The sequence below is a fragment of the Streptomyces sp. NPDC005706 genome, assembly GCF_040631045.1.
Lineage (GTDB): Bacteria > Actinomycetota > Actinomycetes > Streptomycetales > Streptomycetaceae > Streptomyces.
Genome location: NZ_JBEXYS010000013.1, coordinates 113,637 through 137,605 on the forward strand (window position 1 = coordinate 113,637; position 23,969 = coordinate 137,605).

Consider the following 23,969-nt stretch of genomic DNA (forward strand, 5'->3'; position numbering starts at 1 on the left):
TTCCCCCATACGCACCGGGGCGGGGCTGTGTTTTTCCCGGCCCCTTTCCCCATTCGTTCGCGGAACCTCACCGAACCGCTTTGTTCCGGGCAGGAACAATGGGTACCGTCTCCCTGTCCACGGGACGGTCGGTCGGTGGCCGACGCCCCTTGGACGGTTAGGCTCTAGTCGCAAGGCAGAGCCGTAAGGCACCCCGCCCCGCACTTCCAGCGTCACATCCATGAAGGAGATGCTCGTGCCGTCCATCGACGTCGTCGTAGCCCGGGAAATCCTGGACTCCCGAGGCAACCCCACGGTCGAGGTCGAGGTCGGCCTCGACGACGGCAGCACGGGTCGTGCCGCCGTGCCGTCCGGTGCCTCCACCGGTGCCTTCGAGGCCATCGAGCTCCGTGACGGCGACCCCAACCGCTACCAGGGCAAGGGCGTCGAGAAGGCCGTCCTCGCCGTCATCGAGCAGATCGGCCCGGAGCTCGTCGGCTACGACGCCACCGAGCAGCGCCTGATCGACCAGGCCATGTTCGACCTGGACGCCACCGACAACAAGGGCTCGCTCGGCGCCAACGCCATCCTCGGCGTCTCCCTCGCCGTCGCGCACGCCGCCTCCGAGGCCAGCGACCTGCCGCTGTTCCGCTACCTGGGCGGCCCGAACGCGCACCTGCTGCCGGTGCCGATGATGAACATCCTGAACGGCGGCTCGCACGCCGACTCCAACGTGGACATCCAGGAGTTCATGATCGCTCCGATCGGCGCGGAGTCCTTCTCCGAGGCCCTGCGCTGGGGCACCGAGGTCTACCACACGCTGAAGAAGGTCCTGAAGAGCAAGGGCCTGTCCACCGGCCTCGGCGACGAGGGCGGCTTCGCCCCGAACCTCGGCTCCAACCGTGAGGCCCTCGACCTCATCCTCGAGGCCGTCAAGGAAGCCGGCTACGCGCCCGGCGAGCAGATCGCCCTCGCGCTCGACGTCGCCGCCTCCGAGTTCTACAAGGACGGCAAGTACCTCTTCGAGGGCAAGGAGCGCTCCGCCGCCGAGATGACGGAGTACTACGAGGAGCTCGTCGCGGCCTACCCGCTCGTCTCCATCGAGGACCCGCTGTTCGAGGACGACTGGGCCGGCTGGAAGATCATCACCGACAAGCTCGGCGACAAGGTCCAGCTCGTCGGTGACGACCTGTTCGTCACCAACCCCGAGCGCCTCGCCCGCGGCATCGACGAGGGTGCCGCCAACGCCCTGCTGGTCAAGGTGAACCAGATCGGCTCGCTCACCGAGACCCTGGACGCCGTCGAGCTGGCCCAGCGCAGCGGCTTCAAGTGCATGATGTCCCACCGCTCCGGTGAGACCGAGGACGTCACCATCGCCGACCTGGCCGTCGCCACCAACTGCGGCCAGATCAAGACCGGCGCCCCGGCCCGCTCCGAGCGCGTCGCCAAGTACAACCAGCTGCTGCGCATCGAGGAGATCCTCGACGACGCCGCGGTGTACGCCGGCCGCAGCGCCTTCCCGCGCTTCCGCGGCCACACCGAGGTCTCCAAGGGCTGACCTCCGCCGGGCCGATCCGAACGGGACGACCCGGATATCAGCCAGTCGTACGTACGTCCCCGTACCCGGTCCCGTACCGTGTGCGGGGACGTACGCACGTGGAAGGGGAGGCGGAGAGCCAGATGGCCGTCAAGGACCGGGACCGTTTCTCCACCGCCACCAGGCTGCGCGCGCTCGGCGAGCAGACCGCGGCCAGGGTCTACCGCTCCCAGACCAAACGGCAGGCCCGCCGCTCCCGGCTCACCGGCCGCGCGGCCCTGCTGGCACTGGTGCTGTGCTCGCTGATCGTCGCCCTCGCCTACCCGATGCGGCAGTACGTCTCCCAGCGTGCCGAGATCTCCGACCTCCAGCGGGAGCGGGGGCAGGCCCGGCAGCGCGTCGAGCAGCTGCGTGACCTCAAGGCGCGCTGGCAGGACGACGCCTACGCCGAGCAGCAGATCCGGCGCCGGCTGCACTATGTGATGCCCGGCGAGACCGGCTACGTCGTCGTCGACCCGGGTGAGGCCAAGCAGTCCCGCGCGGACCTCGGGGCCGCCCGCCGGCCCTGGTACGCGAACGTCTGGGACGGGGTCGACAAGGCGGACGCCTCCGACCAGTGACCGGACCCCGGCCGGCCACCGGCCGCCACCAGTAACCGGCCCGCGGGCCGGCCACCGACAGAAAGCCACCCTGAAAGCAGTCATGGAAACGCCTCCGCCGCCCACTCCGCGCACCGAGCCCACCGACGCGGACGTCGAGGCCTTCAAGCAGCAGCTGGGCCGCCCGCCGCGGGGCCTGCGGGCCATCGCGCACCGCTGCCCCTGTGGGCAGCCGGACGTCGTGGAGACGGCGCCCCGGCTGCCCGACGGCACGCCCTTCCCGACGACGTACTACCTGACGTGCCCGCGCGCCAACTCGGCGATCGGCACGCTGGAGGCGGACGGCGTCATGAAGGAGATGACCGAGCGGCTGGGGACCGACCCCGAGCTGGCCGCCGCCTACCGGGCCGCCCACGAGGACTACATCAGGCGCCGGGACGAGATCGAGGTGCTGGCGGGCTTCCCCAGCGCCGGCGGCATGCCGGACCGGGTGAAGTGCCTGCACGTGCTGGTGGCCCACTCGCTGGCCGCCGGACCGGGCGTCAACCCGCTCGGCGACGAGGCGATCGCGATGCTCCCCGAGTGGTGGAGCAAGGGACCGTGCGTGACGCCGTGCGAGCCGGCCGGGGAGGACGAGAAGTGACCCGCGTCGCCGCCGTCGACTGCGGCACGAACTCCATCCGCCTGCTGGTCGCCGACGCCGATCCGGTGACCGGTGAACTCGTCGAGCTGGACCGGCGGATGACGATCGTGCGGCTCGGCCAGGGCGTCGACCGCACCGGCCGGCTCGCCCCCGAGGCGCTGGAGCGTACTTTCGCCGCCTGCCGCGAGTACGCCGAGGTCATCAAGGAGCACGGCGCGGAGCGGATCCGCTTCGTGGCCACCTCCGCGTCCCGGGACGCCGAGAACCGGGACGACTTCGTGCGCGGTGTCGTGGACATCCTCGGCGTCGAGCCCGAGGTCATCACCGGCGAGCAGGAGGCCGAGTTCTCCTTCACCGGCGCGACCAACGAGCTCCGGGGCCGCGACGACCTGCCCCGCCCCTACCTCGTCGTGGACATCGGCGGCGGCTCCACCGAGTTCGTCGTCGGCGACGACCACGTACGGGCCGCGCGATCCGTGGACGTCGGCTGCGTGCGGATGACCGAACGGCACCTGGTGCACGAGGGCAAGGTCACCGACCCGCCCACCGAGGAGCGGATCGCGGCCATACGGGCGGACGTCGAGGCCGCCCTCGACCTCGCCGAGCGGACGGTCCCGCTGCGCGAGGCGCGCACTCTGGTCGGCCTCGCCGGCTCGGTCACCACCGTGTCGGCGATCGCCCAGGAGCTGCCCGAGTACGACTCCGCGCGCATCCACCACTCCCGCGTCACCTTGGAGCGCGTCCGCGAGATCACGGACAAGCTGCTGCACTCCACGCACGCCGAGCGCGCGGCGATCCCCTCCATGCACCCGGGCCGGGTCGACGTGATCGGCGCGGGTGCCCTCGTACTGCTCGCGATCATGGAGCGGACCGGGGCCGAGGAGGTCGTCGTCAGCGAGCACGACATCCTCGACGGCATCGCTTTCGGCGCGGCGGAGAACGTGACGCCGTAACGGGCGGTACTGCCGGGTTCCGGCCGTCCCGGACCTCCCGGTCCTGGACGAGGACGGAAAGTAGACCGGTGAGGCCAGGCACGTCGCGGGCGCCGGTGGCCCCACCGCCGGCGCCCTCCGCCAACACCCCGTCCCAGGTGTGTTTTCGGTCCGGATGCTACTGATGAGTAGCCTCTGTTGAGCAGCTCGGATAACGTGTGAGCGAGCCGTTCGGTGCCTCCGGCGACACCCCGTCGGGAAAGTTCGTGAACTTCTTCACAAGGAATTCCGTCCCGTTCGGCCAGGAAGCGGGGCCGGTTGGCCCTTCCGGGGGTTCATCCGCCGTTTGAACATGTTCAGACGGTGAGTGTACGAGGCGCTCGGGAGGGAGGCTCCGAGGACGTTTCCGGCTCCTCACGGAGGCTCTGAATCCACAGAGAGGCAGCTCACGCGGCCTTGACAACGGGTCAGACCGCCCCGCGGTTCCGGGTTCGCGACATGACCTGCGTCACGCGGGCCGCGGAGTTTAGCACAGGGCATGCCGGAGCTTGTGAAGGGGCGCACGAGCAGCCCCCCTGAGCCGGGTGGATACTCGATGCCATGAGCACCACGGAGCGTCCCAGGATCCTCGTAGTAGGCGGTGGGTACGTAGGCCTGTACGCAGCTCGGCGCATCCTCAAGAAGATGCGCTACGGCGAGGCGACCGTCACGGTCGTCGACCCCCGGTCGTACATGACCTACCAGCCCTTCCTCCCCGAAGCCGCCGCCGGCAGCATCTCCCCTCGCCACGTCGTCGTCCCGCTGCGACGCGTGCTGCCGAAGGCGGAGGTCCTCACCGGCCGGGTCACCACCATCGACCAGGACCGCAAGGTCGCCACGATCGCCCCCCTCGTGGGCGAGGCGTACGAGCTGCCCTTCGACTACCTGGTCATCGCGATGGGCGCGGTCTCCCGCACCTTCCCGATCCCCGGCCTCGCCGAGCAGGGCATCGGCATGAAGGGCATCGAGGAGTCCATCGGCCTGCGCAACCACGTCCTGGAGCAGCTGGACAAGGCCGACTCCACGACCGACGAGGAGATCCGCCGCAAGGCGCTCACCTTCGTCTTCATCGGCGGTGGCTTCGCGGGCGCGGAGACCATCGGCGAGGTCGAGGACATGGCCCGGGACGCGGCCAAGTACTACAAGAACGTCTCCCGCGAGGACATGCGGTTCGTCCTCGTGGACGCCGCCGACAAGATCCTCCCCGAGGTCGGCCCCAAGCTCGGCCAGTACGGCAAGGAGCACCTGGAGAGCCGCGGCGTGGAGATCTACCTCTCCACCTCGATGGACTCCTGCGTCGACGGCCACGTCGTGCTGAAGAACGGCCTCGAGGTCGACTCCAACACGATCGTCTGGACCGCAGGCGTCAAGCCGAACCCGGCCCTCGCCCGCTTCGGCCTGCCCCTCGGCCCGCGCGGTCACGTCGACTGCGAGCCCACGCTTCAGGTCAAGGGCACCGACTACATCTGGGCCGCCGGCGACAACGCCCAGGTCCCGGACCTCGTCGGCCGCAAGGCGGGCAACGAGAACGCCTGGTGCCCGCCGAACGCCCAGCACGCGCTGCGCCAGGCCCGCGCCCTCGGCGACAACGTGATCTCCGGTCTGCGGGGCTTCCCGCAGAAGGAGTACGAGCACGCCAACAAGGGTGCGGTGGCCGGTCTCGGCCTGCACAAGGGCGTGGCGATGATCGTCATGGGCAAGATGAAGATCAAGCTCAAGGGCCGTCTCGCCTGGTACATGCACCGTGGCTACCACGGCATGGCGATGCCGACCTGGAACCGCAAGATCCGCGTCTTCGCCGACTGGACCCTCGGCATGTTCCTCAAGCGCGAGGTCGTCTCCCTGGGCGCCATGGAGAACCCGCGCGAGGAGTTCTACGAGGCCGCCAAGCCGGCCCCGGTCGCCACCGCCGGCAAGACCGGCGAGAAGGCCAAGGCCTCCTGACCCACGGTCGCGCCACCGGTCGCCGAACCGGTGCCGCGACCATCCGGAAGACCTCCCGCCATCCGTGGTGCGGGAGGTCTTCCGGCGTTCCGGCGCGCTTCCGGAAGGGGGAGTTCGCCCACCTGTAACTCCTTTGCGGGACTGCGCCGGAGGCCTCCCGGTGTTTTCGTGGTATCGGACATCCGGGATCGTCGTCTTGGAGGTGTGCGCCATGGCCGACGCCGCGTCGCGGCTGAGGAATCTCGCCGAGCAGCTGCTGGGAGCACCGCTACCGGTGCGGATCCGTGCCTGGGACGGTTCGCGGTCCGGCCCGCCGGACGCCCCGGCCGTCGTCGTCCGCAACCGCCGGGCCCTGCGCCGACTGCTTTTCAAGCCCGGTGAGTTGGGCCTGGCCCGGGCCTGGGTCTCCGGAGACCTGGACGTCGAGGGCGACCTCTACGAAGTCCTCGCGGTCATCGCGGGGCTGGTGTGGGAACGCGACGAGGACGCCCGCGGTCTCGTCGAGGCGCTGCGCGACCCCGAGGTGCGGGCCGCCGGGCGCGAGCTGCTGAGGCTCGCCGGGCCGCCGATCCCGCCCGCCCCGCCCCGCGAGGAGGTCCGCAGACGCCGCCACCTGCACACCCGGCACAGCGACCGGCGGGCCATCAGCCACCACTACGACGTGGGCAACGACTTCTACGAACTCGTCCTCGGCCCGTCGATGGTCTACTCGTGCGCCTACTGGCAGGACGGCGGCACCCTGGAGTCCGCCCAGCGGGACAAGCTCGAACTCGTCTGCGCCAAGCTCGGCCTGACGCAGGGGCAGCGGCTGCTGGACGTCGGCTGCGGCTGGGGCTCGATGGCCGTACACGCGGCCCGCGAGCACGGCGTGCGCGTCGTCGGCGTCACCCTCTCCCAGGAACAGGCGGCGTACGCCCGCAAGCGCGTCGCGGACGAGGGGCTGACCGACCGCGTGGAGATCCGCGTCCAGGACTACCGGGACGTCACGGACGGCCCCTACGACGCGATCTCCTCCATCGGCATGGCCGAACACGTCGGCGCCGAGCGCTACCTGGAGTACGCGAGCGCCCTGTACGCCCTGCTGAAGCCCGGCGGACGGCTGCTCAACCACCAGATCGCCCGCCGCCCGCAGCGCGACGAATCCTCGTACGAGGTCGACGCGTTCATCGACGCCTATGTCTTCCCCGACGGCGAACTCGCCCCGATCGGCACCACCGTCACCCAGCTCGAACGGGCCGGTTTCGAGGTCCGGGACGTGGAGTCGATCCGCGAGCACTACGCCCGCACCCTGCGCCAGTGGGTCACCCGGCTGGAGGCCGGCCGGGACCGCGCGATGCGCCTCACCAGCCCCGGCCGGACCCGCGTCTGGCTGCTGTACATGGCGGCCTGCGCGCTCGCCTTCGAACGCAACCGCATCGGCGTGAACCAGGTCCTGGCCGTCCGCACCCCCGACTCGGGCGCCTCCGGGCTGCCCCTGCGCACCCGCACCTGGAACACCTGACACGCCGGGAGACGGCGAGGGGCCCCGTTCCGTCACGCGGAACGGGGCCCCGGTCGTCCGTGCGGCTACTCGCTCTTGATCGCCGCCAGCATGTTCAGCCGCGCCGCGCGCCGGGCCGGCCACAGGGCGGCCAGCACCCCGACCACCCCGGCCAGCAGCAGGAAGAGCGCCATCCGGCCCCAGGGCAGGACCAGTTCGTACGTCGGCATCTTCGTGCCCAGCAGCTCACCGGCCGCCCAGCCGAAGAAGACACCCAGGCCGATGCCGAGCACCCCGCCGAACAGGGAGATCACCAGCGACTCCAGGCGGACCATCCGCTTGACCGACCTGCGGTCCAGGCCGATCGCGCGCAGCATGCCGATCTCCTGGGAGCGCTCGAAGACCGACATGGCCAGGGTGTTGATGACGCCGAGGACCGCGACGATCACCGCCATGCCGAGCAGGCCGTAGACCATGTTCAGCATCAGAGTGAACATCTTCGCGATGTCGTTGGAGATGTCCTTCTTGTCCTGGACCAGGATCGCCGGGTTGGAGCCGAGGGCCTTCTCCAGCCCGTCCTTCGCGCCGTCGGACGCGCCGCCCTCGGTTTTGACCATCACCTGCATGTCGGCCGGGTCGGTCAGGTGCGGGGTGAGGACCTTGTTGTCGAGCATGATCCCGTTGAGCATGTCGTTGCCCTCGTAGATCCCGGCGACCGTGAGGCCGCGCGCCGCGCCGTCCTCGAAGTGCGCGGTGAACCGGGAGCCGACCCGCCAGCCGTGCTCCTTGGCCCGGTCCTTGTCCACGACGATCCGTGAGCCGCCCACGGTGAAGGAGCCGTCGTCCACCTTCAGGTCCGTCAGCTTGCCGATCGCGGAGCCGTCGACGCCGGTCAGGTACTCCGTCTCGCCGCCGATCCGGGACGCCCCGTTGCGCAACGGGCTGCTGGCGGTGACGCCGTCGGCGCCGGCGAGCCTGCGCGCGACGTCCGGGGAGAGCGGGCCGCGGTTGGCCATCGACACGACGTAGTCCGCGCGGATCGCCGAACTGGCCATCCGGTCGATCGACGTCTGCAGGCTGCCCGCCATCACCGTCATCCCGGTGATCAGCGTCAGGCCGATCATCAGCGCGGACGCCGTGGCGGCCGTACGGCGCGGGTTGCGCACCGAGTTCTGGCGGGCCAGCTTGCCCGAGACACCGAACACGCGCAGCACGGGCGCGGCGGCCGCGATCAGCGGGCGGGACAGCAGCGGGGTCAGGATGAAGACGCCGATGATGAGCAGGACCGCGCCGAGCCCCATCGGGCCCTGGGCGGAGTCGGTGTCCATCGTCGTGGCCGCGAGGACCACCGTGACGCCGGCCGCCGAGAACAGCGCGCCGAGCGTGTTGCGCAGCACCAGCGACTTGGTGGTCGCCTTGGCGTGCACGCTGCTCATCGCCGCCACCGGCGGGATCTTCGCCGCGCGGCGGCCCGGCAGCCAGGCGGCCAGGACGGTGATGACGATGCCGACGGCGAGGGCGGTCAGCACGGTGCCCGGTGTGATCACCAGCGGCCCGTCGGGCATGCTCGCGCCGAACGAGCCCAGCAGCGACCGCAGGCCCGCGCCGATGCCGACACCGGCGGCCAGACCGGTCGCCCCGGCGACCGCGCCGACCACCAGCGCCTCGATCAGCACCGAGCGGGTGACCTGCCGGCGGGAGGCGCCGACCGCCCGCAGCAGGGCCAGTTCCCTGGTGCGCTGGGCGACCAGCATGGTGAAGGTGTTGGCGATGATGAACGTGCCGACGAACAGGGCGATGCCGGCGAACACCAGCAGCCCCTGCTTCAGGCCGCTCATCGAGGCGGAGATCATCTCGGCCTGGTCGTCGGCGAGCCGCTTGCCGGTGGTGGTCTCCACCAGGCGTGACGGCAGGGCCTTGTCCAGGGCCGTCTTGAGCGCGCTCTGGCCGGTTCCAGCCTTCGCCTTCACATCGATCTCGTCGTACGTGCCCTTCTTGCCGAACAGGGCCTGCGCGGTGGGCGTGTCGAACAGGGCGAGGCTGCCGCCGGCGGCCACGTTGCCGTCGTCGGTGCTGAAGATGCCGCTGATGCGCGGGGTGAGGACGGGACCGTCCACCGAGAGCCGGACGGTGTCGCCGACCTTGTAGCCGGCCCGCTCGGCGGTTCTGGCGTCGATCAGCACCTCGCCCCGGCCGCTGGGCGCGTGTCCGGCGACCAGGGGGTAGCGGGCGTCCTTGGTGCCCCAGTAGTTGCCGCCCTCGGACTGCCAGCCGTCGCCGAGCAGTTTGCCGTCCTTGCCGGCGATCGCGGTGAAGCCGGTGACGACACCGGTCGCGGAGGCGGCGCCGGGCGTCCCGGCGGCCCGGTCGAGCAGGGCCTGGGTCAGTTCGGGGGTCTTGCCGACCCGGTCTCCCTCGGAGTCCTGGTACTCGGGCCGTACGGCGACGTCGACCTGGTCGAAGCCCTTGGCGGAGCTCTTCTGGTAGGCGTCGGAGATGGTGTTGGTGAAGACGAGGGTCCCGGACACGAAGGCCACGCCGAGCATGACGGCCAGCACGGTCATCAGGAGCCGGGCCTTGTGCGCGGACACGTTGCGCAGGGCGGTGCGGAACATCAGCTGGTACGGCCCTTCGCGTCGAACTGCTTCATGAGATCCAGGACGGAGTCGGCCGTGGGGCCGTGGATCTCGTCCACGATCCGGCCGTCGGCGAGGAAGACCACGCGGTCCGCGTACGCCGCCGCCACCGGGTCGTGGGTCACCATGACCACCGTCTGGCCCAGCTCGCGCACCGAGTTGCGCAGGAAGCCCAGCACCTCGGCGCCGGAGCGCGAGTCGAGGTTTCCGGTCGGCTCGTCACCGAAGATGATCTCCGGCTTGGAGGCGAGCGCGCGGGCGACGGCGACGCGCTGCTGCTGACCGCCGGAGAGCTGCGAAGGCCGGTGGCCGAGCCGGTCGGACAGCCCGACCATCTGGATGACCCGGTCCAGCCACGCCTTGTCGGCCTTCCGGCCCGCGATGTCCATCGGCAGGGTGATGTTCTCCAGCGCGGTCAGCGTCGGCAGCAGGTTGAACGCCTGGAAGATGAAGCCGATCTTGTCCCGGCGGAGCCGGGTGAGCTGCTTGTCCTTCAGGGAGCCCAGCTCGGTCTCGCCGATCCGCACGGACCCGGAGGAGAAGGTGTCCAGACCAGCCACGCAGTGCATCAGGGTGGACTTGCCGGAACCGGACGGTCCCATGATCGCGGTGAACTCCGCCTGCCGGAAGTCGACCGAGACCTGGTCCAGGGCGACCACCCGGGTCTCGCCCTGCCCGTAGATCTTCGACAGCTCGGTGGCGCGTGCGGCCACGGCCGTGGTCCGGCCGGCGGTGGGTGTGGTGGTCACGGGAGGGTGCTCCTGTCGGGACGACGTCTGTTTCGGGGACTGATCCATCGTCCCGGCCGCCGGCGCGCGTGTAGTCAGCCGCTGTTCCGGTTCCGGGGGGCGACTCCGGTCGGACGGAGCGGGCCTGTGTCATACCTGGGGAGGACGGGCGACCCTGACCCGCGCGGTGGCCGGAACGGGACGAGCGCCCTCGTTCGGTAGGTGAAATTCCGTCATTCCGCGTACGCGTGCACCCACGCCCCGTCACGCTGGTGGCAAGTGCGGATGGCGAGTTCCGGGTGCTGATGCACCCTCAGACATCAATAAAATAAGACAACATCGGGTCATCCCCTCGCCTGTCCGAGGGATGCGCCCCGATAGGCTCGGAGCCTCGCAGCGGTGCCCATGGCCTGCCCGGATGGTGGAATGCAGACACGGCGAGCTTAAACCTCGCTGCCCCTTCGCGGGCGTGCCGGTTCAAGTCCGGCTCCGGGCACCAACCCCCTCTTTTCCGGCCCGCTCTCTTGTTTCCCGGGCGTTCTGCCCTGTGATCGTTGACAGCGGTATGTGCGCGGCCGGAGACTCGCAACACAAGAGTGAAAGAAACTTCACCACGCGAACAAGAGTGGGCAGAGAAATAGGGAGCGACCGATGCGCACCACCGTCGGGATCATCGGAGCCGGTCCGGCCGGGCTGCTTCTGGCGCGGCTGCTGCACCGCGCCGGCGTCGACTCGGTCGTCCTGGAGAGCCGGGACCGGGCCTACGTCGAACAGCGGCAGCGGGCCGGGATCCTGGAGCAGGGCACCGTGGACGTCCTGCGGGAGGCCGGCGCCGGTGAGCGGATGGACCGCGAGGGGCTGCGGCACGACGGGATCGAGCTCCGCTTCGACCGGCGGCGGCACCGCGTCGACTTCCCCGGCCTCACCGGCGGGCGGTCCGTGACGGTCTACGCCCAGACGGAGGTGTGCAAGGACCTCATCGCCCTCCAACTGGCAGAAGGCGGCCCGCTGCTGTTCGAGGCGGAGGCGCTGGCCGTCGAGGGCACGGACGGCGGCCGGCCGCGGGTGCCGTTCCGGTACCAGGGGCGCGAGGACGTCCTGGAGTGCGACTACGTCGTCGGGTGCGACGGCTTCTGGGGCGTGGCCCGCGAGGCCTTCCCCACCGCCTCGCGGGTGTTCGAGCGGACCTACCCGTACGCCTGGCTCGGCATCCTCGCCGACGTCGCGCCCTCGCACGACGAACTCGTCTACGCCCGGCACGACCGCGGCTTCGCCCTGTTGTCCATGCGCTCGCCCTCCGTCTCCCGTCTCTATCTCCAGGTGCCCGCCGGCACCGAGGCCGACCAGTGGGACGACGAGGAGATCTGGGCCGAACTGGACCGGCGCCTGGAGACCGACGACGGCTGGAAGCTGGAGCGCGGTCCGATCACCCAGAAGTCGGTCACCCCCATGCGGTCCTTCGTGCACGAGCCGATGCGCCACGGCCGGCTCTTCCTGGCCGGTGACGCCGCCCACATCGTGCCGCCGACCGGCGCCAAGGGGCTGAACCTCGCCGTCGGTGACGTCGTGACGTTCGCCCGGGCGCTCGTCCACGAACGGCGGACCGGGTCGCCGGAACTCCTCGACGCCTACTCCGCCACCTGTCTGCGCCGGATCTGGCAGGCCGAGCGGTTCTCGTACGACATGACGACCATGCTGCACAGCGCCCCCGACGCGACCGCCTTCGACGCCCGCCTCCAGCGGGCCCGGCTGGAACGCGTCACCTCCTCCCGCGCGGCCGAGACCGATCTGGCCGAGGCCTACACCGGCTTCCCGCTGGAGTGAGCGGTTCCACAGGGGGAATCAGGGGTTCGCGTGGCGTGTTGGGCAACACCGCAGGGGAAAGATCCCTCTCAAGTAGTACGGCCGTTCTTTTGCCAATCCATTACTCTTGAGCCAAGGCCGCGCACAGTGGCCATGGAGGAGTGAAATGAGGAGCAGTAACCCGGTCTTCTCGCGACGGGGGTTCAGCCGCGACAACGGCTACGCCGGCTTCAACACCGCAGCGCAGGCCGGGTACGCGCAGGGCAACCCGTACGCGCAGAACCCGTACGCGCAGAACCCCTACGCCCAGCAGGACCTTCAGCAAGGTGCCCCGCCGCAGGCCCCGGCCACCACCGGCCGGATGACGATGGACGACGTCGTCATGCGTTCGGCCCTCACGCTCGGCACGGTCGCCGTCGGCGCCGCCCTGGCCTGGATCCTGCTGCCGGTCTCCACGACCAGCTACGGCCTGGCCTTCGGCGCCGCCATCATCGCGATGGTCCTGGCGCTGGTGCAGAGCTTCAAGCGCACGCCGTCGCCCGCGCTGATCCTCGGCTACGCGGCCTTCGAGGGCGTCTTCCTGGGCGTCATCAGCGAGATGTACAACAGCCGCTGGAGCGGTGCGCCCTTCCAGGCGGTGCTCGGCACCATGGCCGTCTCGGCCGCGACCCTGCTCGTCTACAAGGCCGGCTGGGTCCGCGTCACGGCCCGCTACGCCCGCATCGGCATGGCCATCGCCATGGCCTTCATCCTGGTGATGGCGGTCAACCTGCTGCTGGTCGCGTTCGGTGTCGCCGAGGACGGCGGACTGCGCAGCTTCGGCCCGCTCGGCGCGATCGTCGGCATCATCGCCATCGTGCTCGGCGCCTTCTTCCTCACCCTGGACTTCAAGCAGATCGAGGACGGCATCGCCTACGGCGCCCCGCGCAGCGAGTCATGGCTCGCCGCGTTCGGCCTCACCCTCACCCTGGTGTGGATCTACGTGGAGATGCTGCGGCTGGTGGCGATCTTCAGCAGCAACGACTAGCGCGACCGGCCCACGACCGGGCCGCCGCTCGGGTGAAGTCGTGGGAAAGGGCCCCGGATCCGCCGAAGGCGGATCGCAGGGGCCCTTTGCCGTGCCCGGGTCGCCGCGCGTGCTAGAGCAGCTTGCGGGCGGCCCTCCTCAGGTCGTACTCATGGATGATCGCCTTGGCGTGGCCGTACGCGAGGTCGTACTCGTGCCGGAGCCAGCTGACCTTCTCCTCGAAGCGGAACAGCGCGGGGCCTTCTTCGACGGTGCGCAGCCAGTCGGAGACTTCACGACCGGTGCAATGGGGGATGCGGGCGAGCAGGTTGCGGTGGGTCTCCTCGGAGAAGAGTTGGGACATCGGCGCCTCCGGTGCAAAGGGGATGTAAGCCGGTCCTTCACGTCACCGTGCCTGAGCGTTCGCGTATTGGCAACAGTGCGGCGCGTTACGCTCAGCCCGTGGTTGATACGACGCCCTTGACCCGAGCAGTGGATCACTTCGCCGACCGGTTGCGGGCGGCTCCGCAGAGCCGGCTCCAGCGGGGAGCCGCGGCGGAGGCGCTGGCCCTGGCCAATGAGTTGGCCCAGTGGGCGCAGCGCGTGGAGGAGCCGGCCGCCGAGCCCCGGGAGATGCCGGACGCGGGAATGTTCGCCGCCGCCGACCAAATTCTCGTGGCCGCGCACGACTTGTCGCTGGTGCTGCGCACCGACGACGAGGTCGGCGAGGCGGTCGGGCTGGTGGAGGAGGCGCGCAAGCGGGCCGGCGTCTGAGACACCGCCACGGGCTTCCGCCGCCGTCACAGGGACGCGATGACCCGGTCCGCCAGGATGTAGACCATGTCGCCGCCGCAGGCGAACGTCAGCGTGTAGGCGCCGGAGATGCCCGAGCCGCCGAGCAGGTACGGCGTGTCGCCCTCCCGCACGGCCGCGGCCAGCCGCTCCGCCGTCTCCCGGTGCCCGGGGGTCATGCACAGGGTGGTGCCGTCGGCGAAGACGTAGACGTCCAGGGTGCCCAGGGGGCCGGGCCGGACGTCGGACAGCTCGACCTGCTCTGCGGCAAGCTGCTCCAGGGCGGTCACCGTGCGCTCGTGGTCGTTCACCACCGGCGACTGCACCGGCACGAAGTCGGGGTGCGAGGGGTGACGGCGGCGGGCCGCGGCCAGTTCGGGGGACTCGCCCCCGGAGAACTCGTCGGACTCCGTGGCCGGCTCGGCGACCGGCTCCAGCGACTCCAGGCCCGCGAAATCGGCCTGCCGGGGCAGGAACAGGTCGTTCTCGGAGAGGTTCAGCAGGGACGGCGCGTCGGAGGCGTCCCGGGCCTCCTGCGCGGCCCAGAACGCGCGGGCCTCGGCCAGTTCCCGCTCCCGCTCCTCGGCCAGCGCCTCGGCCACGGCCGCGCGTATCTCGTCCGCGTCGGCGGCGCGGGCGGCGGGCAGCAGCGCACGCCTGGCGGAGGCCTGGTTCTCGGCGAGCTGTGCCTGCAGCTGGGTGAGCTGGCGGCGCAGCTTGAGAACGGTCCGCAGGACGGCGACGCCCACGGCGCCCGTGGCGGCCGTGGTGAGCAGCAGGGCGAAGGGCATGGCGCTCACTGACGTACTCCCAGGTTCAAAGTCGACCCCCGACTTCCTACATCAGCTTGAAGGGCGGACTGACCAGCTGTCAGTGCGTAACGTCACGAAACGGACAGGACTTTCTCGGCGTCGTTCCCCGACCGACGGCGCTGACCTGCAAGGACGCCCTTGTGGGGGACGTAGGTCACATCCTGAGGGAGATTGGATCACAAAACGGCCCAGAACCCGGGGCTTTCCCGGGTTCTGGGCCACCGCCTGACGTAGGGTGCCGCGCCCGCTACCGAGGGTGCGTCAGCTCAGGCGCTCGATGACCATCGCCATGCCCTGGCCGCCGCCGACGCACATCGTCTCCAGGCCGAACTGCTTGTCGTGGAACTGGAGCGAGTTGATCAGCGTGCCGGTGATGCGCGCGCCGGTCATGCCGAAGGGGTGGCCGACGGCGATCGCGCCGCCGTTGACGTTCACCTTGTCCAGGTCGATGCCGAGGTCGCGGTAGGAGGGGATCACCTGGGCGGCGAAGGCCTCGTTGATCTCCACCAGGTCGATGTCGTCGACGGTGAGGCCCGCGCGGCGCAGGGCCTGCTGGGACGCCTCGACCGGGCCGAGGCCCATGATCTCCGGGGACAGGCCGGAGACGCCGGTGGAGACGATGCGGGCGAGCGGGGTGAGGCCGAGCTCGCGCGCCTTGGTGTCGGACATGATGACGACCGCGGCGGCGCCGTCGTTGAGCGGGCAGCAGTTGGCGGCCGTGACGAGCCCGTCCGGGCGGAACACCGGCTTGAGGCCCTGCACGCCCTCCAGGGTGACGCCGGCGCGCGGGCCGTCGTCCGTGGCGACGACCGTGCCGTCCGGCAGGGTCACCGGGGTGATCTCGCGCTCCCAGAAGCCGTTTTTGATGGCCTTTTCGGCCAGGTTCTGCGAGCGGACGCCGAACTCGTCCATGTCCTGGCGGGTCACGCCCTTCCAGCGGGCGAGGTTCTCCGCGGTCTGGCCCATCGCGATGTAGGCGTCCGGGACCAGACCGTCCTCACGCGGGTCGTGCCAGGTGGTGCCCTCCTGCGCGGCGACGGCGGCGGTACGGGCCTCGGCCTCGGCGAAGAGCGGGTTGTGCGTGTCCGGGAGGCTGTCGGAGTTGCCCTTGGTGAAGCGGGACACCATCTCGACGCCGGCCGAGATGAAGACGTCGCCCTCGCCGGCCTTGATGGCGTGCAGGGCCATGCGGCTGGTCTGCAGCGAGGAGGAGCAGTAACGGGTGACCGTGCAGCCGGGCAGGTGGTCCATGCCCATCTGCACGGCCACGATGCGGCCGAGGTTGTTGCCCTGCTCGCCGCCCGGCAGACCACAGCCGAGCATCAGGTCGTCGATGTCCCTGGGGTCCAGCTCGGGGACCTTGGCCAGCGCCGCCTGGATGATCGTGGCGGTCAGGTCGTCCGGGCGCAGGTCCTTGAGGGAGCCCTTGAAGGCGCGGCCGATGGGGGAGCGGGCGGTCGAGACGATGACGGCTTCGGGCATCACGGCTCCAGAGGACGGAGTTGGGCAGGGCCGGTTGGGAAGTTACCCGGCCGTATGGTTCAGGTCACCGGTGTCGCGGTGTGACACTGGTCGCAACTTACTAAGCGCTTGCTTGGGCCTCCGGCGGTTCGCGGGATGGCACGGGTGGGTGGGGGTGGGGGTGGCGGCTCCGGGGCGCTGCCCCCGGAGCCCCGGGTCTTTGCGCACCGGCCCACCCGACTCGGTTCGTCGACAGGGCTCCGTGAGGACGAGGGTCGCGCCCCCGGCCTCCGTCATGCCGTGGGGCGGGCCGGTTCCGCCTCGCTCACACGGCGCCGGCGGCGGCGTTTGAGGAGGGCCCAGGGGCCCCGGGGGCCGGTGGGCATGGCCGCCGTGACCTCGGTGCCCGGCTCCGAGGCGGCCTCCGCGGCCGCCCGGGCCACCGGGAGGAAGCCCTCGCGCCGGGACGCGTCCGGCCGTTCCTCCTCGGCCGGCCACAGGCCGAGCGCCGCGCAGACCGTCGGCAGGACCGCCATCGCCGCCGTCGCGTAGCCCTCCGCCGAGGGGTGGTAGTTGTCGGGGCCGAACAGCTCCCGGGGGTTCGCCTCGAACTCCGGGCCCAGCAGGTCGCCCAGCGACACCGTCCGCCCGCCCTGCTCCACCGCCCCGATCGTCTGCGCCGCCGCCAGCTGCCGCGAGGTCCGGCGGGCCAGCCACCGCAGCGGCTGCTGCACCGGCTCGATGGTCCCGAGGTCGGGGCACGTGCCGACGACCACCTCGGCGCCGGCCGTGCGCAGCCGGCGTACCGCCGCCGACAGATGCCGTACCGAACGCGTCGGCGGCATCCGGTGGGTCACGTCGTTCGCGCCGATCATGATCACGCAGACGTCCGGGACGGGATCGGCGGCCGACAGGACCAGCGCCACCTGCCGTTCCAGATCGTCCGACTGGGCGCCCGGCGACGCCACGTTCCGCAGCTCCACCGGCCGTTCCGCCACAGCGGCCAGCCCCGACGCCAGCAGCGCCCCCGGGGTCTGGCCCGCCCGGTGCACGCCCTGTCCCGCGGCCGTGGAGTCGCCGAGGAGGGCCAGCCGCAGCGGAGGCTCCCCGGGGATGTCGTACACGTGGCCGTACACCCCGTCGGCCACCGGCACCCGGCCCGTGCTGCCGTTGCCCACATGGCGCCGGGCCAGTTGCATCTCCGCCAGCAGCAGGCCGACCGCCGCCGCCCCGACGAGCCCCACCCCGCCGCCGCCGTAGGCCGCTCCGGCCGCGATGCGCCGGGCCACTCTCGCCCTCGACATGCTCGTCATGCGTCGCCGCCACCTCCTCGTAGCCGTACACCCACTCCTTGCCCCGTACGGTCCGTGTGTCAATCTCAACGGGGAGTGAACGCCCGGCCGAGGCCACTTCCGGGGCCGTAGGCTTGCGGAACCACTACGACCAATGTTTTTGCAAGCAACCGGAGACAACGGTGCGATTCCACGACTCGATGATCAGCCTCGTCGGCAACACCCCGCTGGTGCGGCTCAACAACGTGACCAAGGGCATCCAGGCGACCGTCCTGGCCAAGGTGGAGTACTTCAACCCGGGCGGTTCCGTGAAGGACCGCATCGCCCTGCGCATGATCGAGGCGGCCGAGCAGAGCGGGGAGCTCAAGCCGGGCGGCACGATCGTCGAGCCGACCAGCGGCAACACCGGCGTGGGCCTGGCCATCGTGGCCCAGCAGAAGGGCTACAAGTGCATCTTCGTCTGCCCTGACAAGGTCTCCACCGACAAGATCAACGTCCTGCGGGCCTACGGCGCCGAGGTCGTGGTCTGCCCGACCGCCGTGGACCCCGAGCACCCGGACTCGTACTACAACGTCTCCGACCGCCTCGTCCGCGAGACCCCGGGCGCCTGGAAGCCCGACCAGTACTCCAACCCCAACAACCCGCTCTCGCACTATCACTCGACCGGCCCCGAGCTGTGGGAGCAGACCGAGGGGAAGATCACCCACTTCGTGGCGGGCGTCGGCACCGGCGGCACCATCTCCGGCACCGGCCGCTACCTGAAGGACGCCTCCGACGGAGCGGTCAAGGTCATCGGCGCCGACCCCGAGGGCTCGGTGTACTCCGGCGGCTCCGGCCGGCCGTACCTGATCGAGGGTGTCGGCGAGGACTTCTGGCCGACCGCGTACGACCGGACCGTGGCCGACGAGATCGTGGCCGTCTCCGACAAGGACGCCTTCCAGATGACCCGCCGCCTGGCCAAGGAGGAGGGCCTGCTGGTCGGCGGCTCCTGCGGCATGGCCGTCGTCGCCGCGCTGCGCGTCGCCGAACGGCTCGGCCCGGACGACGTCGTGGTCGTCCTCCTCCCGGACAGCGGCCGCGGCTACCTCTCGAAGATCTTCAACGACGAGTGGATGGCCGACTACGGCTTCCTCGAGGACGAGGGCCCCAGCGCCCGCGTCGGCGACGTCCTGCAGGACAAGGTGGCCGGCACCATCCCGTCCCTGGTGCACATGCACCCCGAGGAGACCGTCGGCGAGGCCATCGAGGTGCTGCGCGAGTACGGCGTCTCGCAGATGCCGGTCGTCAAGCCGGGCGCCGGTCACCCGGACGTGATGGCCGCCGAGGTCGTCGGTTCCGTGGTGGAACGCGAACTGCTGGACGCCCTGTTCTCCAAGCGGGCCTCGCTGGAGGACCCGCTGGAGAAGCACATGAGCGCCCCGCTGCCCCAGGTCGGCTCCGGCGAGCCGGTCGGCGACCTGATGTCGGTGCTGGGCTCCGCGGACGCCGCGATCGTCCTGGTCGAGGGCAAGCCGACCGGAGTGGTCAGCCGGCAGGACCTGCTGGCCTTCCTGGCCAAGGGCGGCAACAAGTAGCCGAACCCGCGGTGAACCGCCGGCAACGGCGGCGAACCGCGGGTGACTTGGGCCGGTCGGGCCGTTCCGCAACTGGTACGAGCGTGTCACGTGCGCGCAGCACCCGCTTAACACGGGTCCGGCACATTAGGGGGTGTCGGCAGGGCGAGAGGGGTACCTCCCAGGCGTTCAGCACTGGGGGAGGCTCCCCGCCCAGGCCGGCGCCGTGCGGCGCCAAGGACACTCCGGAGCGGCTCCCGGACCTCCATGGACGCCCAGGGCGCGCAAGCCCGGTCCTGACCCGGCCCGCGTCCCGCGCGGGGACCGCCGTCGTCCCGCCCCCCGGAAACGGGGGTGCGGCGGTCCCCGCGCACAACCCTTCCCCGGGTCTCGGTTCTTCGCCGGGCCCCTTGCTTCGCCGGGCCTCAGTCGTCCCGGGCGGACCGCCCGGAGTCACGCCGGCCGGCGATCAGCTCCGGTTTGTGGCGCACCGCCTGGGCCACGTTCACACCGACGATGCCGAGCCAGGTCGCCACGATCCCGGTCACCCCGGCGAGGGCGCCGGAGATCGCGGACAGCGGGACGGCCAGCACCAGCGACACGATCGCGAGACCGAAGCGGTCCGCCCACGAGCCGGCCGGTCCGGGCCGCCGGGGGCCGCGCGCGTGGTCCATCCGCTGCTCGGCCAGATGCCGCCGCACCCGGCGGTCCACCGTGTCGTCGATCCGCTGCTCGACCTTCTCCAGGAAGGAGTCCACGAGCGCGGAGTCGTACTCCTCGCCCAGCTCCCCGCGCGCCCTTACGGTGGCGTCCAGGTCCTTCTTGAGGTCGGTGTCCCGCGAGTCCAGTGCGCTCATGCGCTTCACGGTAAGGAGCGCCGGTGCCCCGCGCACTGGGGTAAACCCCCCTCTTCGGCACCCGGGAGGTTCGGGCCGGCCGGATCCCGAGACGGGCCTTGCCCGGCTGTATAGGCTCATGCAGAGTTCTAGATGTCTGAATAGGTCATGGATTCACATCCGGAGGGGGAGCACAGCATGAGCGTCGACCGGAGCACGGGCGTGACGGACACCCCGGCGACCCGTCTGCAGGCGCTCTTCGAGGGGCACCGGCTCACGCCGACCCAGCGCCGCATCGCGCACAGCATGGTGCGGCGGGCCGCCGACGTCCCCTTCCTGTCCAGCGTGGAGCTGGCCGAACTGGCCGGGGTCAGCCAGCCTTCCGTGACCCGGTTCGCGGTCGCCCTCGGCTTCGACGGCTACCCCGCCCTGCGCAGGCACCTGCGCGAGGTCGTGCCCGCCGAGCAGGCCGCCGCCGGATCGGGCTCGTACAACGAGTACCAGCAGGCCGTCGAGGCCGAGATCGAGAACCTGAGGCACCTCGCGGAGCTGCTCGCCGACCCCCGGCCGGTGCAGAAGGCCGGCCGGATCCTGGCCGCCTCGCGCCCGCTGCCGGTGCTCGGGTTGCGCGCCGCCGCTTCCCAGGCGTACGGCTTCGCGTACTTCGCCGCCAAGGTCCATCCGGACGTCCGGCTGCTCAACGAGGGCGGCACGATGATCCAGGACCGTATCGACGCGGCCGTCCGCGCGGGCGCCACGGCCCTGCTGTGCTTCGCGCTGCCCCGGCATCCGCGCGAGGTGGTCGACACCCTCGCCTACGCCCAGGAGGCGGGGCTGACCGTCGTCACGGTCGCCGACTCCGCGTTCGCGCCCGTCGCCCGTCACTCCGACCTGCTGCTGCCCGCCGCGGTCGGCACCGGGCTCGCCTTCGACACCGCGTGCGCGCCGATGCTGCTCGGGCGGGTGCTGCTGGAGGCGCTGTGCGACGATCTGCCGGACGCACAGGCCCGGTTGGAGCAGTTCGACGCGAACGCCGCCGCCCGGGGGCTGTTCGTGGAGTGACCCGACGCGCTCTCAGACTCGTCTCACGTTCTGCCGTTAGCGTCGTGGCCGGCCCAGGTGCTGGGTGGAGACGCAGACGTGACACGGGAGGCTGACGTGGCGCGCGGAGGACAGGGACTGGCCCGGGTGGCCGTCGTCGTACGGGCGGGTGCCGCACCGCTGTGGTGGTTCGGGGTGGTGGCCGCCGGTATCGGGGTACTGCCGCCCGGGGTGACCGGGCGCCGGATCGGGGTGATGGCGGGGGCCGCGCTCTTCCTCGTCGCCGCGGCCGTCGTGGCACTGGTGCGCGGGAAGCGGTACGCCGCTCTCGCCCGCGGTGCCGCCCGGGCGGGCAAGTACGACGTGCTGCAGGACCGGGCGGTGACCGTGCGCAACTGGCGCCGGGGACACCGGTGGTGGCTGCTGCTGGCGTTCGCGGTGGCGCTCGGCGGTTCGTTCGCGGTGCCCGCGGCCGGGGGCATGCTGCTGGCCGGGGCCGGCACCGGGCTCAGGCTGAAGGCCGCGTGGCTGGGGCGCCGGGAGCGGGCCGGGCAGACGCTGCTGTGGGTGCGGGTCGACTGGCTCGACCGGAGGGGCGGCGGCCCGGCGGGCAAGGCCGTGAGGGGCCTGCGCGCCACGGGCGTCGCGGCCGGCGACGCGACCCCCGGCGGGTCCCGCCGCCGTACCGCGGCACTGGTCTGACGTCGAGAGGTCCTAGACCTCCAGCTCCTCCTCGATCCTCTTGAGCTGGTGCCGGGCCATCGCCAGGTTGGCCCGGTTCTGCTCCAGGACGAGGTAGAGGAACAGGCCGTTCCCGCCGCGGCCCTTGAGCAGGCGGATCAGGTGGTACTGGTCCGTCAGCGTGATCAGGATGTCGTCGATCTCGGCCTTGAGGCCCAGCATCTCCATCGTGCGCATCTTGGCGCGGATCACGTCCGTGTTGCCCGCGGCGGCCACGTTGAGGTCGAAGGTCTTGCTGCCGCCCATCGTGCCCAGCGCCATGCCGCTGGTGTAGTCGACGAGTGCGACGCCGGTGGCGCCCTCGATGGAGGTCAGAGCCTCTTTCAGGGCGGTCTCGGTGTTGGCCATGGTGGTCCTCTCAGTTGTCGGTTGCGGTGCGCGCTTCGGTGGCCGTGGTGCGTGGCGCGCGCGCGGTGCGAGTACGTGCGGGTGTGGTTCTGGTGGGCCGTGCGGCGGGCGCCGCGGCGCGGGCGGCGGCCTCGGCGGCGTCGAGCAGCTCCCCGATGCGGGCGCCGGACCGGCGGCCCTCCAGGTGGAGCCGGCCGACGTTCACCCGGTCCTGGGTGAGCAGGGTCAGCACGGCGGTGCGGCCTGCCGCGTAGGTGGCGACGTAGCCGTGGTCGCCGCGTACCAGCAGTTCCCGGAAGCCGCCGTTGCCGGTGGCGTCGGCGACCCGTACGGCCACGCCGAGGGCTGCCGCGGTGAGCGCCGCCAGGCCCTCCGGGTCGATGCCGGGTGTGTCGTGGGCGACGACGAGTCCGTCGACGCCGGCCGCGAGGGCGCCGGTGAGCTGCGGGACGCGGGTGCGCAGCCGGCGCAGCTCGTCCAGCACGGTCTCCAGGTCCTGTTCGGGCACCATCAGCTCTCTCCTCTCGGCGGCGGGGTGGTGCCGTTCAAAGCGCCTCCAGCGCATCCCTGAGCCTCTTCAGCAGCGCGATGTCGGGGTCGGTGACCGTGAGCGGGGGAGCCGGTGGGAGCGGCGGCGGGTCGGGTGCCGTGGGCAACGGCCGGATGAGTCCGGCCGCCGCGAGCCGGCGTACGTCCACCAGCGTGTGGAATGCCTGTCTGCCCAGGTCACGGGCGATCTCCGGGGCCGTGCGGACACCGTCCACCCGGTCCAGGACGGCCCGCCGACGCGGTGTGACCTGTGTCCCCGCGGCCGGGTCGGCGCGGATCAGCGGCGCGCTGTCGGCCGCCGGGTCCGGCCACAGCCGGTGCAGCAGCAGCCGGCGGCGCAGTGTCTCGCGCTCCAGCGCGATGACCGGGACCGAGGGCAGCGGGCCGACACGGGGCGTGCCGTCGTACCGGAACCGGCCGGGGGTGCTGCTCGGCGCCAGGGCGAAGTACCCGGCGTCGTACAGCGCGTCCAGATGGCACAGTTCCAGCGCGCCCGAGGGCAGCAGCCCGGCGTCGAGCAGCAGCAGGGCGGCGCCCGCCGTGCCGCCGGCCCGCTCGGCCGCCCGCTGCCACGCGGCCGCCGCGAGGGTGCCGTGGGCGGTGAGCAGGACGTTCAGGCCGGGTGCGAGGGGACTCTCGGCGTGCACGACCCGGCCCCGGGCGAGGTACAGGGTGCCGTGTTCGCGGACGAGCACGCCGGTGGCCTGCTCCTCGGCGAGCCGCCTGAGCATCGGCGACAGCGCGCCCGCGGTCCGGTCGGCCGCGGCCGATCTGTCCCGCACCGGCAGCGGCGGAGGCGTGCCGACCATGGTCATCCCAGCACCAGCCGGTCGGCCATCTCGCCGAGCCGGATGCGGGCGAGGGCCAGGTTGCCCTCCTCGCGGCCCAGCCACAGGTGGAGGAAGACGCTGCTGTCGAAGGACGTGACCACGAACCGCAGCAGGTGGTAGCTGTCGCGGTTGCTGATGATCACGTCCTCGACGGGCGGGCGTCCGTCCTCGGCGTCCCCGGCCGTGAAGGCGCCGTGCTCGGCGGCCAGCCTGGCCAGTTCGGCGGCCTCGGCAGCGGTGGTCTCGTGGTCACCGCCCGGGGCTTCGCCGACGGATCCCAGGGCCAGGCCGCTCGTCCAGTCCACCAGCGCGGCTCCCCGGGCACCGGGCAGCCGCATCGCATCCAGTAGGCACTCGTCGATTCCGGGCACGCCGGTTCCCCTCCCCG

At 71.4% G+C, this 23,969-nt stretch carries 23 protein-coding genes and 1 tRNA gene; 13 read left to right on the plus strand and 11 right to left on the minus strand.

Going from position 1 to position 23,969, the window contains the following annotated elements; translation table 11 throughout:
• Positions 1-229: 229 nt before the first annotated feature.
• From eno to ABZ478_RS21825, 6 genes are all read left to right on the plus strand, one after another.
• The gene (gene eno, locus ABZ478_RS21800) at positions 230-1,537 is read left to right on the plus strand and encodes a phosphopyruvate hydratase (RefSeq protein WP_359552052.1); all 1,308 of its coding nucleotides are present in this window, start codon (positions 230-232) and stop codon (positions 1,535-1,537) included.
• A gap of 122 nt (positions 1,538-1,659) precedes the next feature.
• Entirely contained in the window at positions 1,660-2,136 is a 477-nt protein-coding gene (locus ABZ478_RS21805) for a septum formation initiator family protein (protein ID WP_358928874.1), read from the plus strand.
• A gap of 82 nt (positions 2,137-2,218) precedes the next feature.
• A complete protein-coding gene (locus ABZ478_RS21810; RefSeq protein ID WP_358928876.1) occupies positions 2,219-2,758 on the plus strand; it encodes a DUF501 domain-containing protein in 540 nt (179 codons plus the stop codon).
• Complete coding sequence (locus tag ABZ478_RS21815; protein ID WP_359551931.1) at positions 2,755-3,711, plus strand: Ppx/GppA phosphatase family protein; 957 nt, start codon at positions 2,755-2,757, stop codon at positions 3,709-3,711. The genes ABZ478_RS21810 and ABZ478_RS21815 overlap by 4 nt, the downstream gene beginning before the upstream one ends.
• Positions 3,712-4,290: 579 nt before the next feature.
• Positions 4,291-5,673, plus strand: coding sequence for an NAD(P)/FAD-dependent oxidoreductase (locus ABZ478_RS21820; RefSeq protein WP_359551934.1), 1,383 nt, complete (start codon positions 4,291-4,293; stop codon positions 5,671-5,673).
• A gap of 211 nt (positions 5,674-5,884) precedes the next feature.
• Complete coding sequence (locus tag ABZ478_RS21825; protein ID WP_359551936.1) at positions 5,885-7,174, plus strand: cyclopropane-fatty-acyl-phospholipid synthase family protein; 1,290 nt, start codon at positions 5,885-5,887, stop codon at positions 7,172-7,174.
• Positions 7,175-7,239: 65 nt separating this feature from the next.
• Here ABZ478_RS21825 and ABZ478_RS21830 read toward each other — a convergent pair whose 3' ends face one another.
• Both ABZ478_RS21830 and ABZ478_RS21835 read right to left on the minus strand, forming a co-directional pair.
• Positions 7,240-9,768 carry an FtsX-like permease family protein gene (locus ABZ478_RS21830; protein WP_359551939.1) on the minus strand — a complete coding sequence of 843 codons (2,529 nt, stop codon included), beginning with the start codon at positions 9,766-9,768 and terminating at the stop codon, positions 7,240-7,242.
• Positions 9,768-10,538 carry an ABC transporter ATP-binding protein gene (locus ABZ478_RS21835; protein WP_358928886.1) on the minus strand — a complete coding sequence of 257 codons (771 nt, stop codon included), beginning with the start codon at positions 10,536-10,538 and terminating at the stop codon, positions 9,768-9,770. Before ABZ478_RS21835 ends, ABZ478_RS21830 begins: the two co-directional genes overlap by 1 nt.
• A gap of 391 nt (positions 10,539-10,929) precedes the next feature.
• Between ABZ478_RS21835 and ABZ478_RS21840 the strand changes: the two genes are divergently transcribed.
• The 3 genes from ABZ478_RS21840 to ABZ478_RS21850 all read left to right on the plus strand — a co-directional run bounded on the left by ABZ478_RS21840 (position 10,930) and on the right by ABZ478_RS21850 (position 13,347).
• A tRNA-Leu gene (locus tag ABZ478_RS21840) sits at positions 10,930-11,016 on the plus strand.
• 152 nt (positions 11,017-11,168) lie between these two features.
• Positions 11,169-12,341, plus strand: coding sequence for a 4-hydroxybenzoate 3-monooxygenase (locus ABZ478_RS21845; RefSeq protein WP_359551941.1), 1,173 nt, complete (start codon positions 11,169-11,171; stop codon positions 12,339-12,341).
• A gap of 145 nt (positions 12,342-12,486) precedes the next feature.
• The gene (locus tag ABZ478_RS21850; RefSeq protein WP_359551944.1) at positions 12,487-13,347 is read left to right on the plus strand and encodes a Bax inhibitor-1/YccA family protein; all 861 of its coding nucleotides are present in this window, start codon (positions 12,487-12,489) and stop codon (positions 13,345-13,347) included.
• Positions 13,348-13,459: 112 nt separating this feature from the next.
• Here ABZ478_RS21850 and ABZ478_RS21855 read toward each other — a convergent pair whose 3' ends face one another.
• Entirely contained in the window at positions 13,460-13,690 is a 231-nt protein-coding gene (locus ABZ478_RS21855; RefSeq protein ID WP_031173022.1) for a DUF4287 domain-containing protein, read from the minus strand.
• A 98-nt stretch (positions 13,691-13,788) separates the two neighbouring features.
• On the opposite strand from ABZ478_RS21855, the gene ABZ478_RS21860 reads away from it, so the two are divergent.
• Positions 13,789-14,100, plus strand: a complete 312-nt coding sequence (locus ABZ478_RS21860; RefSeq protein WP_359551947.1) for a hypothetical protein — start codon at positions 13,789-13,791, stop codon at positions 14,098-14,100.
• 26 nt (positions 14,101-14,126) lie between these two features.
• On the opposite strand, the gene ABZ478_RS21865 is transcribed toward ABZ478_RS21860, so the two are convergent.
• The 3 genes from ABZ478_RS21865 to ABZ478_RS21875 form a co-directional block, all read right to left on the minus strand.
• Positions 14,127-14,918, minus strand: a complete 792-nt coding sequence (locus tag ABZ478_RS21865; RefSeq protein WP_359551950.1) for a hypothetical protein — start codon at positions 14,916-14,918, stop codon at positions 14,127-14,129.
• A gap of 273 nt (positions 14,919-15,191) precedes the next feature.
• A complete protein-coding gene (locus ABZ478_RS21870; RefSeq protein WP_359551952.1) occupies positions 15,192-16,412 on the minus strand; it encodes an acetyl-CoA C-acetyltransferase in 1,221 nt (406 codons plus the stop codon).
• 272 nt (positions 16,413-16,684) lie between these two features.
• Positions 16,685-17,704: an SGNH/GDSL hydrolase family protein gene (locus ABZ478_RS21875; RefSeq protein WP_359551955.1), complete on the minus strand. Its 1,020-nt coding sequence runs from the start codon at positions 17,702-17,704 to the stop codon at positions 16,685-16,687.
• Positions 17,705-17,865: 161 nt separating this feature from the next.
• Between ABZ478_RS21875 and ABZ478_RS21880 the strand changes: the two genes are divergently transcribed.
• Positions 17,866-19,257 (plus strand): cystathionine beta-synthase, encoded by a 1,392-nt coding sequence (locus ABZ478_RS21880; RefSeq protein WP_359551958.1) that lies wholly within the window; start codon positions 17,866-17,868, stop codon positions 19,255-19,257.
• 404 nt (positions 19,258-19,661) lie between these two features.
• Here ABZ478_RS21880 and ABZ478_RS21885 read toward each other — a convergent pair whose 3' ends face one another.
• A complete protein-coding gene (locus tag ABZ478_RS21885; RefSeq protein WP_359551960.1) occupies positions 19,662-20,093 on the minus strand; it encodes a hypothetical protein in 432 nt (143 codons plus the stop codon).
• Positions 20,094-20,270: 177 nt separating this feature from the next.
• Here ABZ478_RS21885 and ABZ478_RS21890 point away from each other — a divergent pair, with 177 nt between their 5' ends.
• Both ABZ478_RS21890 and ABZ478_RS21895 read left to right on the plus strand, forming a co-directional pair.
• On the plus strand, positions 20,271-21,134 hold the full coding sequence (locus tag ABZ478_RS21890; RefSeq protein ID WP_359551962.1) for a MurR/RpiR family transcriptional regulator: 864 nt from the start codon (positions 20,271-20,273) through the stop codon (positions 21,132-21,134).
• Positions 21,135-21,230: 96 nt separating this feature from the next.
• On the plus strand, positions 21,231-21,815 hold the full coding sequence (locus ABZ478_RS21895) for a hypothetical protein (RefSeq protein WP_359552054.1): 585 nt from the start codon (positions 21,231-21,233) through the stop codon (positions 21,813-21,815).
• 12 nt (positions 21,816-21,827) lie between these two features.
• On the opposite strand, the gene ABZ478_RS21900 is transcribed toward ABZ478_RS21895, so the two are convergent.
• The 4 genes from ABZ478_RS21900 to ABZ478_RS21915 are packed head-to-tail and all read right to left on the minus strand — an operon-like array spanning position 21,828 to position 23,952.
• A complete protein-coding gene (locus ABZ478_RS21900) occupies positions 21,828-22,202 on the minus strand; it encodes a hypothetical protein (protein ID WP_143631312.1) in 375 nt (124 codons plus the stop codon).
• Positions 22,203-22,212: 10 nt separating this feature from the next.
• Positions 22,213-22,713, minus strand: a complete 501-nt coding sequence (locus tag ABZ478_RS21905) for a roadblock/LC7 domain-containing protein (protein WP_359551965.1) — start codon at positions 22,711-22,713, stop codon at positions 22,213-22,215.
• Positions 22,714-22,747: 34 nt separating this feature from the next.
• Positions 22,748-23,566, minus strand: coding sequence for a transcriptional regulator (locus tag ABZ478_RS21910; protein WP_359551968.1), 819 nt, complete (start codon positions 23,564-23,566; stop codon positions 22,748-22,750).
• A complete protein-coding gene (locus ABZ478_RS21915) occupies positions 23,563-23,952 on the minus strand; it encodes a hypothetical protein (RefSeq protein ID WP_199210805.1) in 390 nt (129 codons plus the stop codon). The genes ABZ478_RS21910 and ABZ478_RS21915 overlap by 4 nt, the downstream gene beginning before the upstream one ends.
• Positions 23,953-23,969 lie beyond the last annotated feature (17 nt).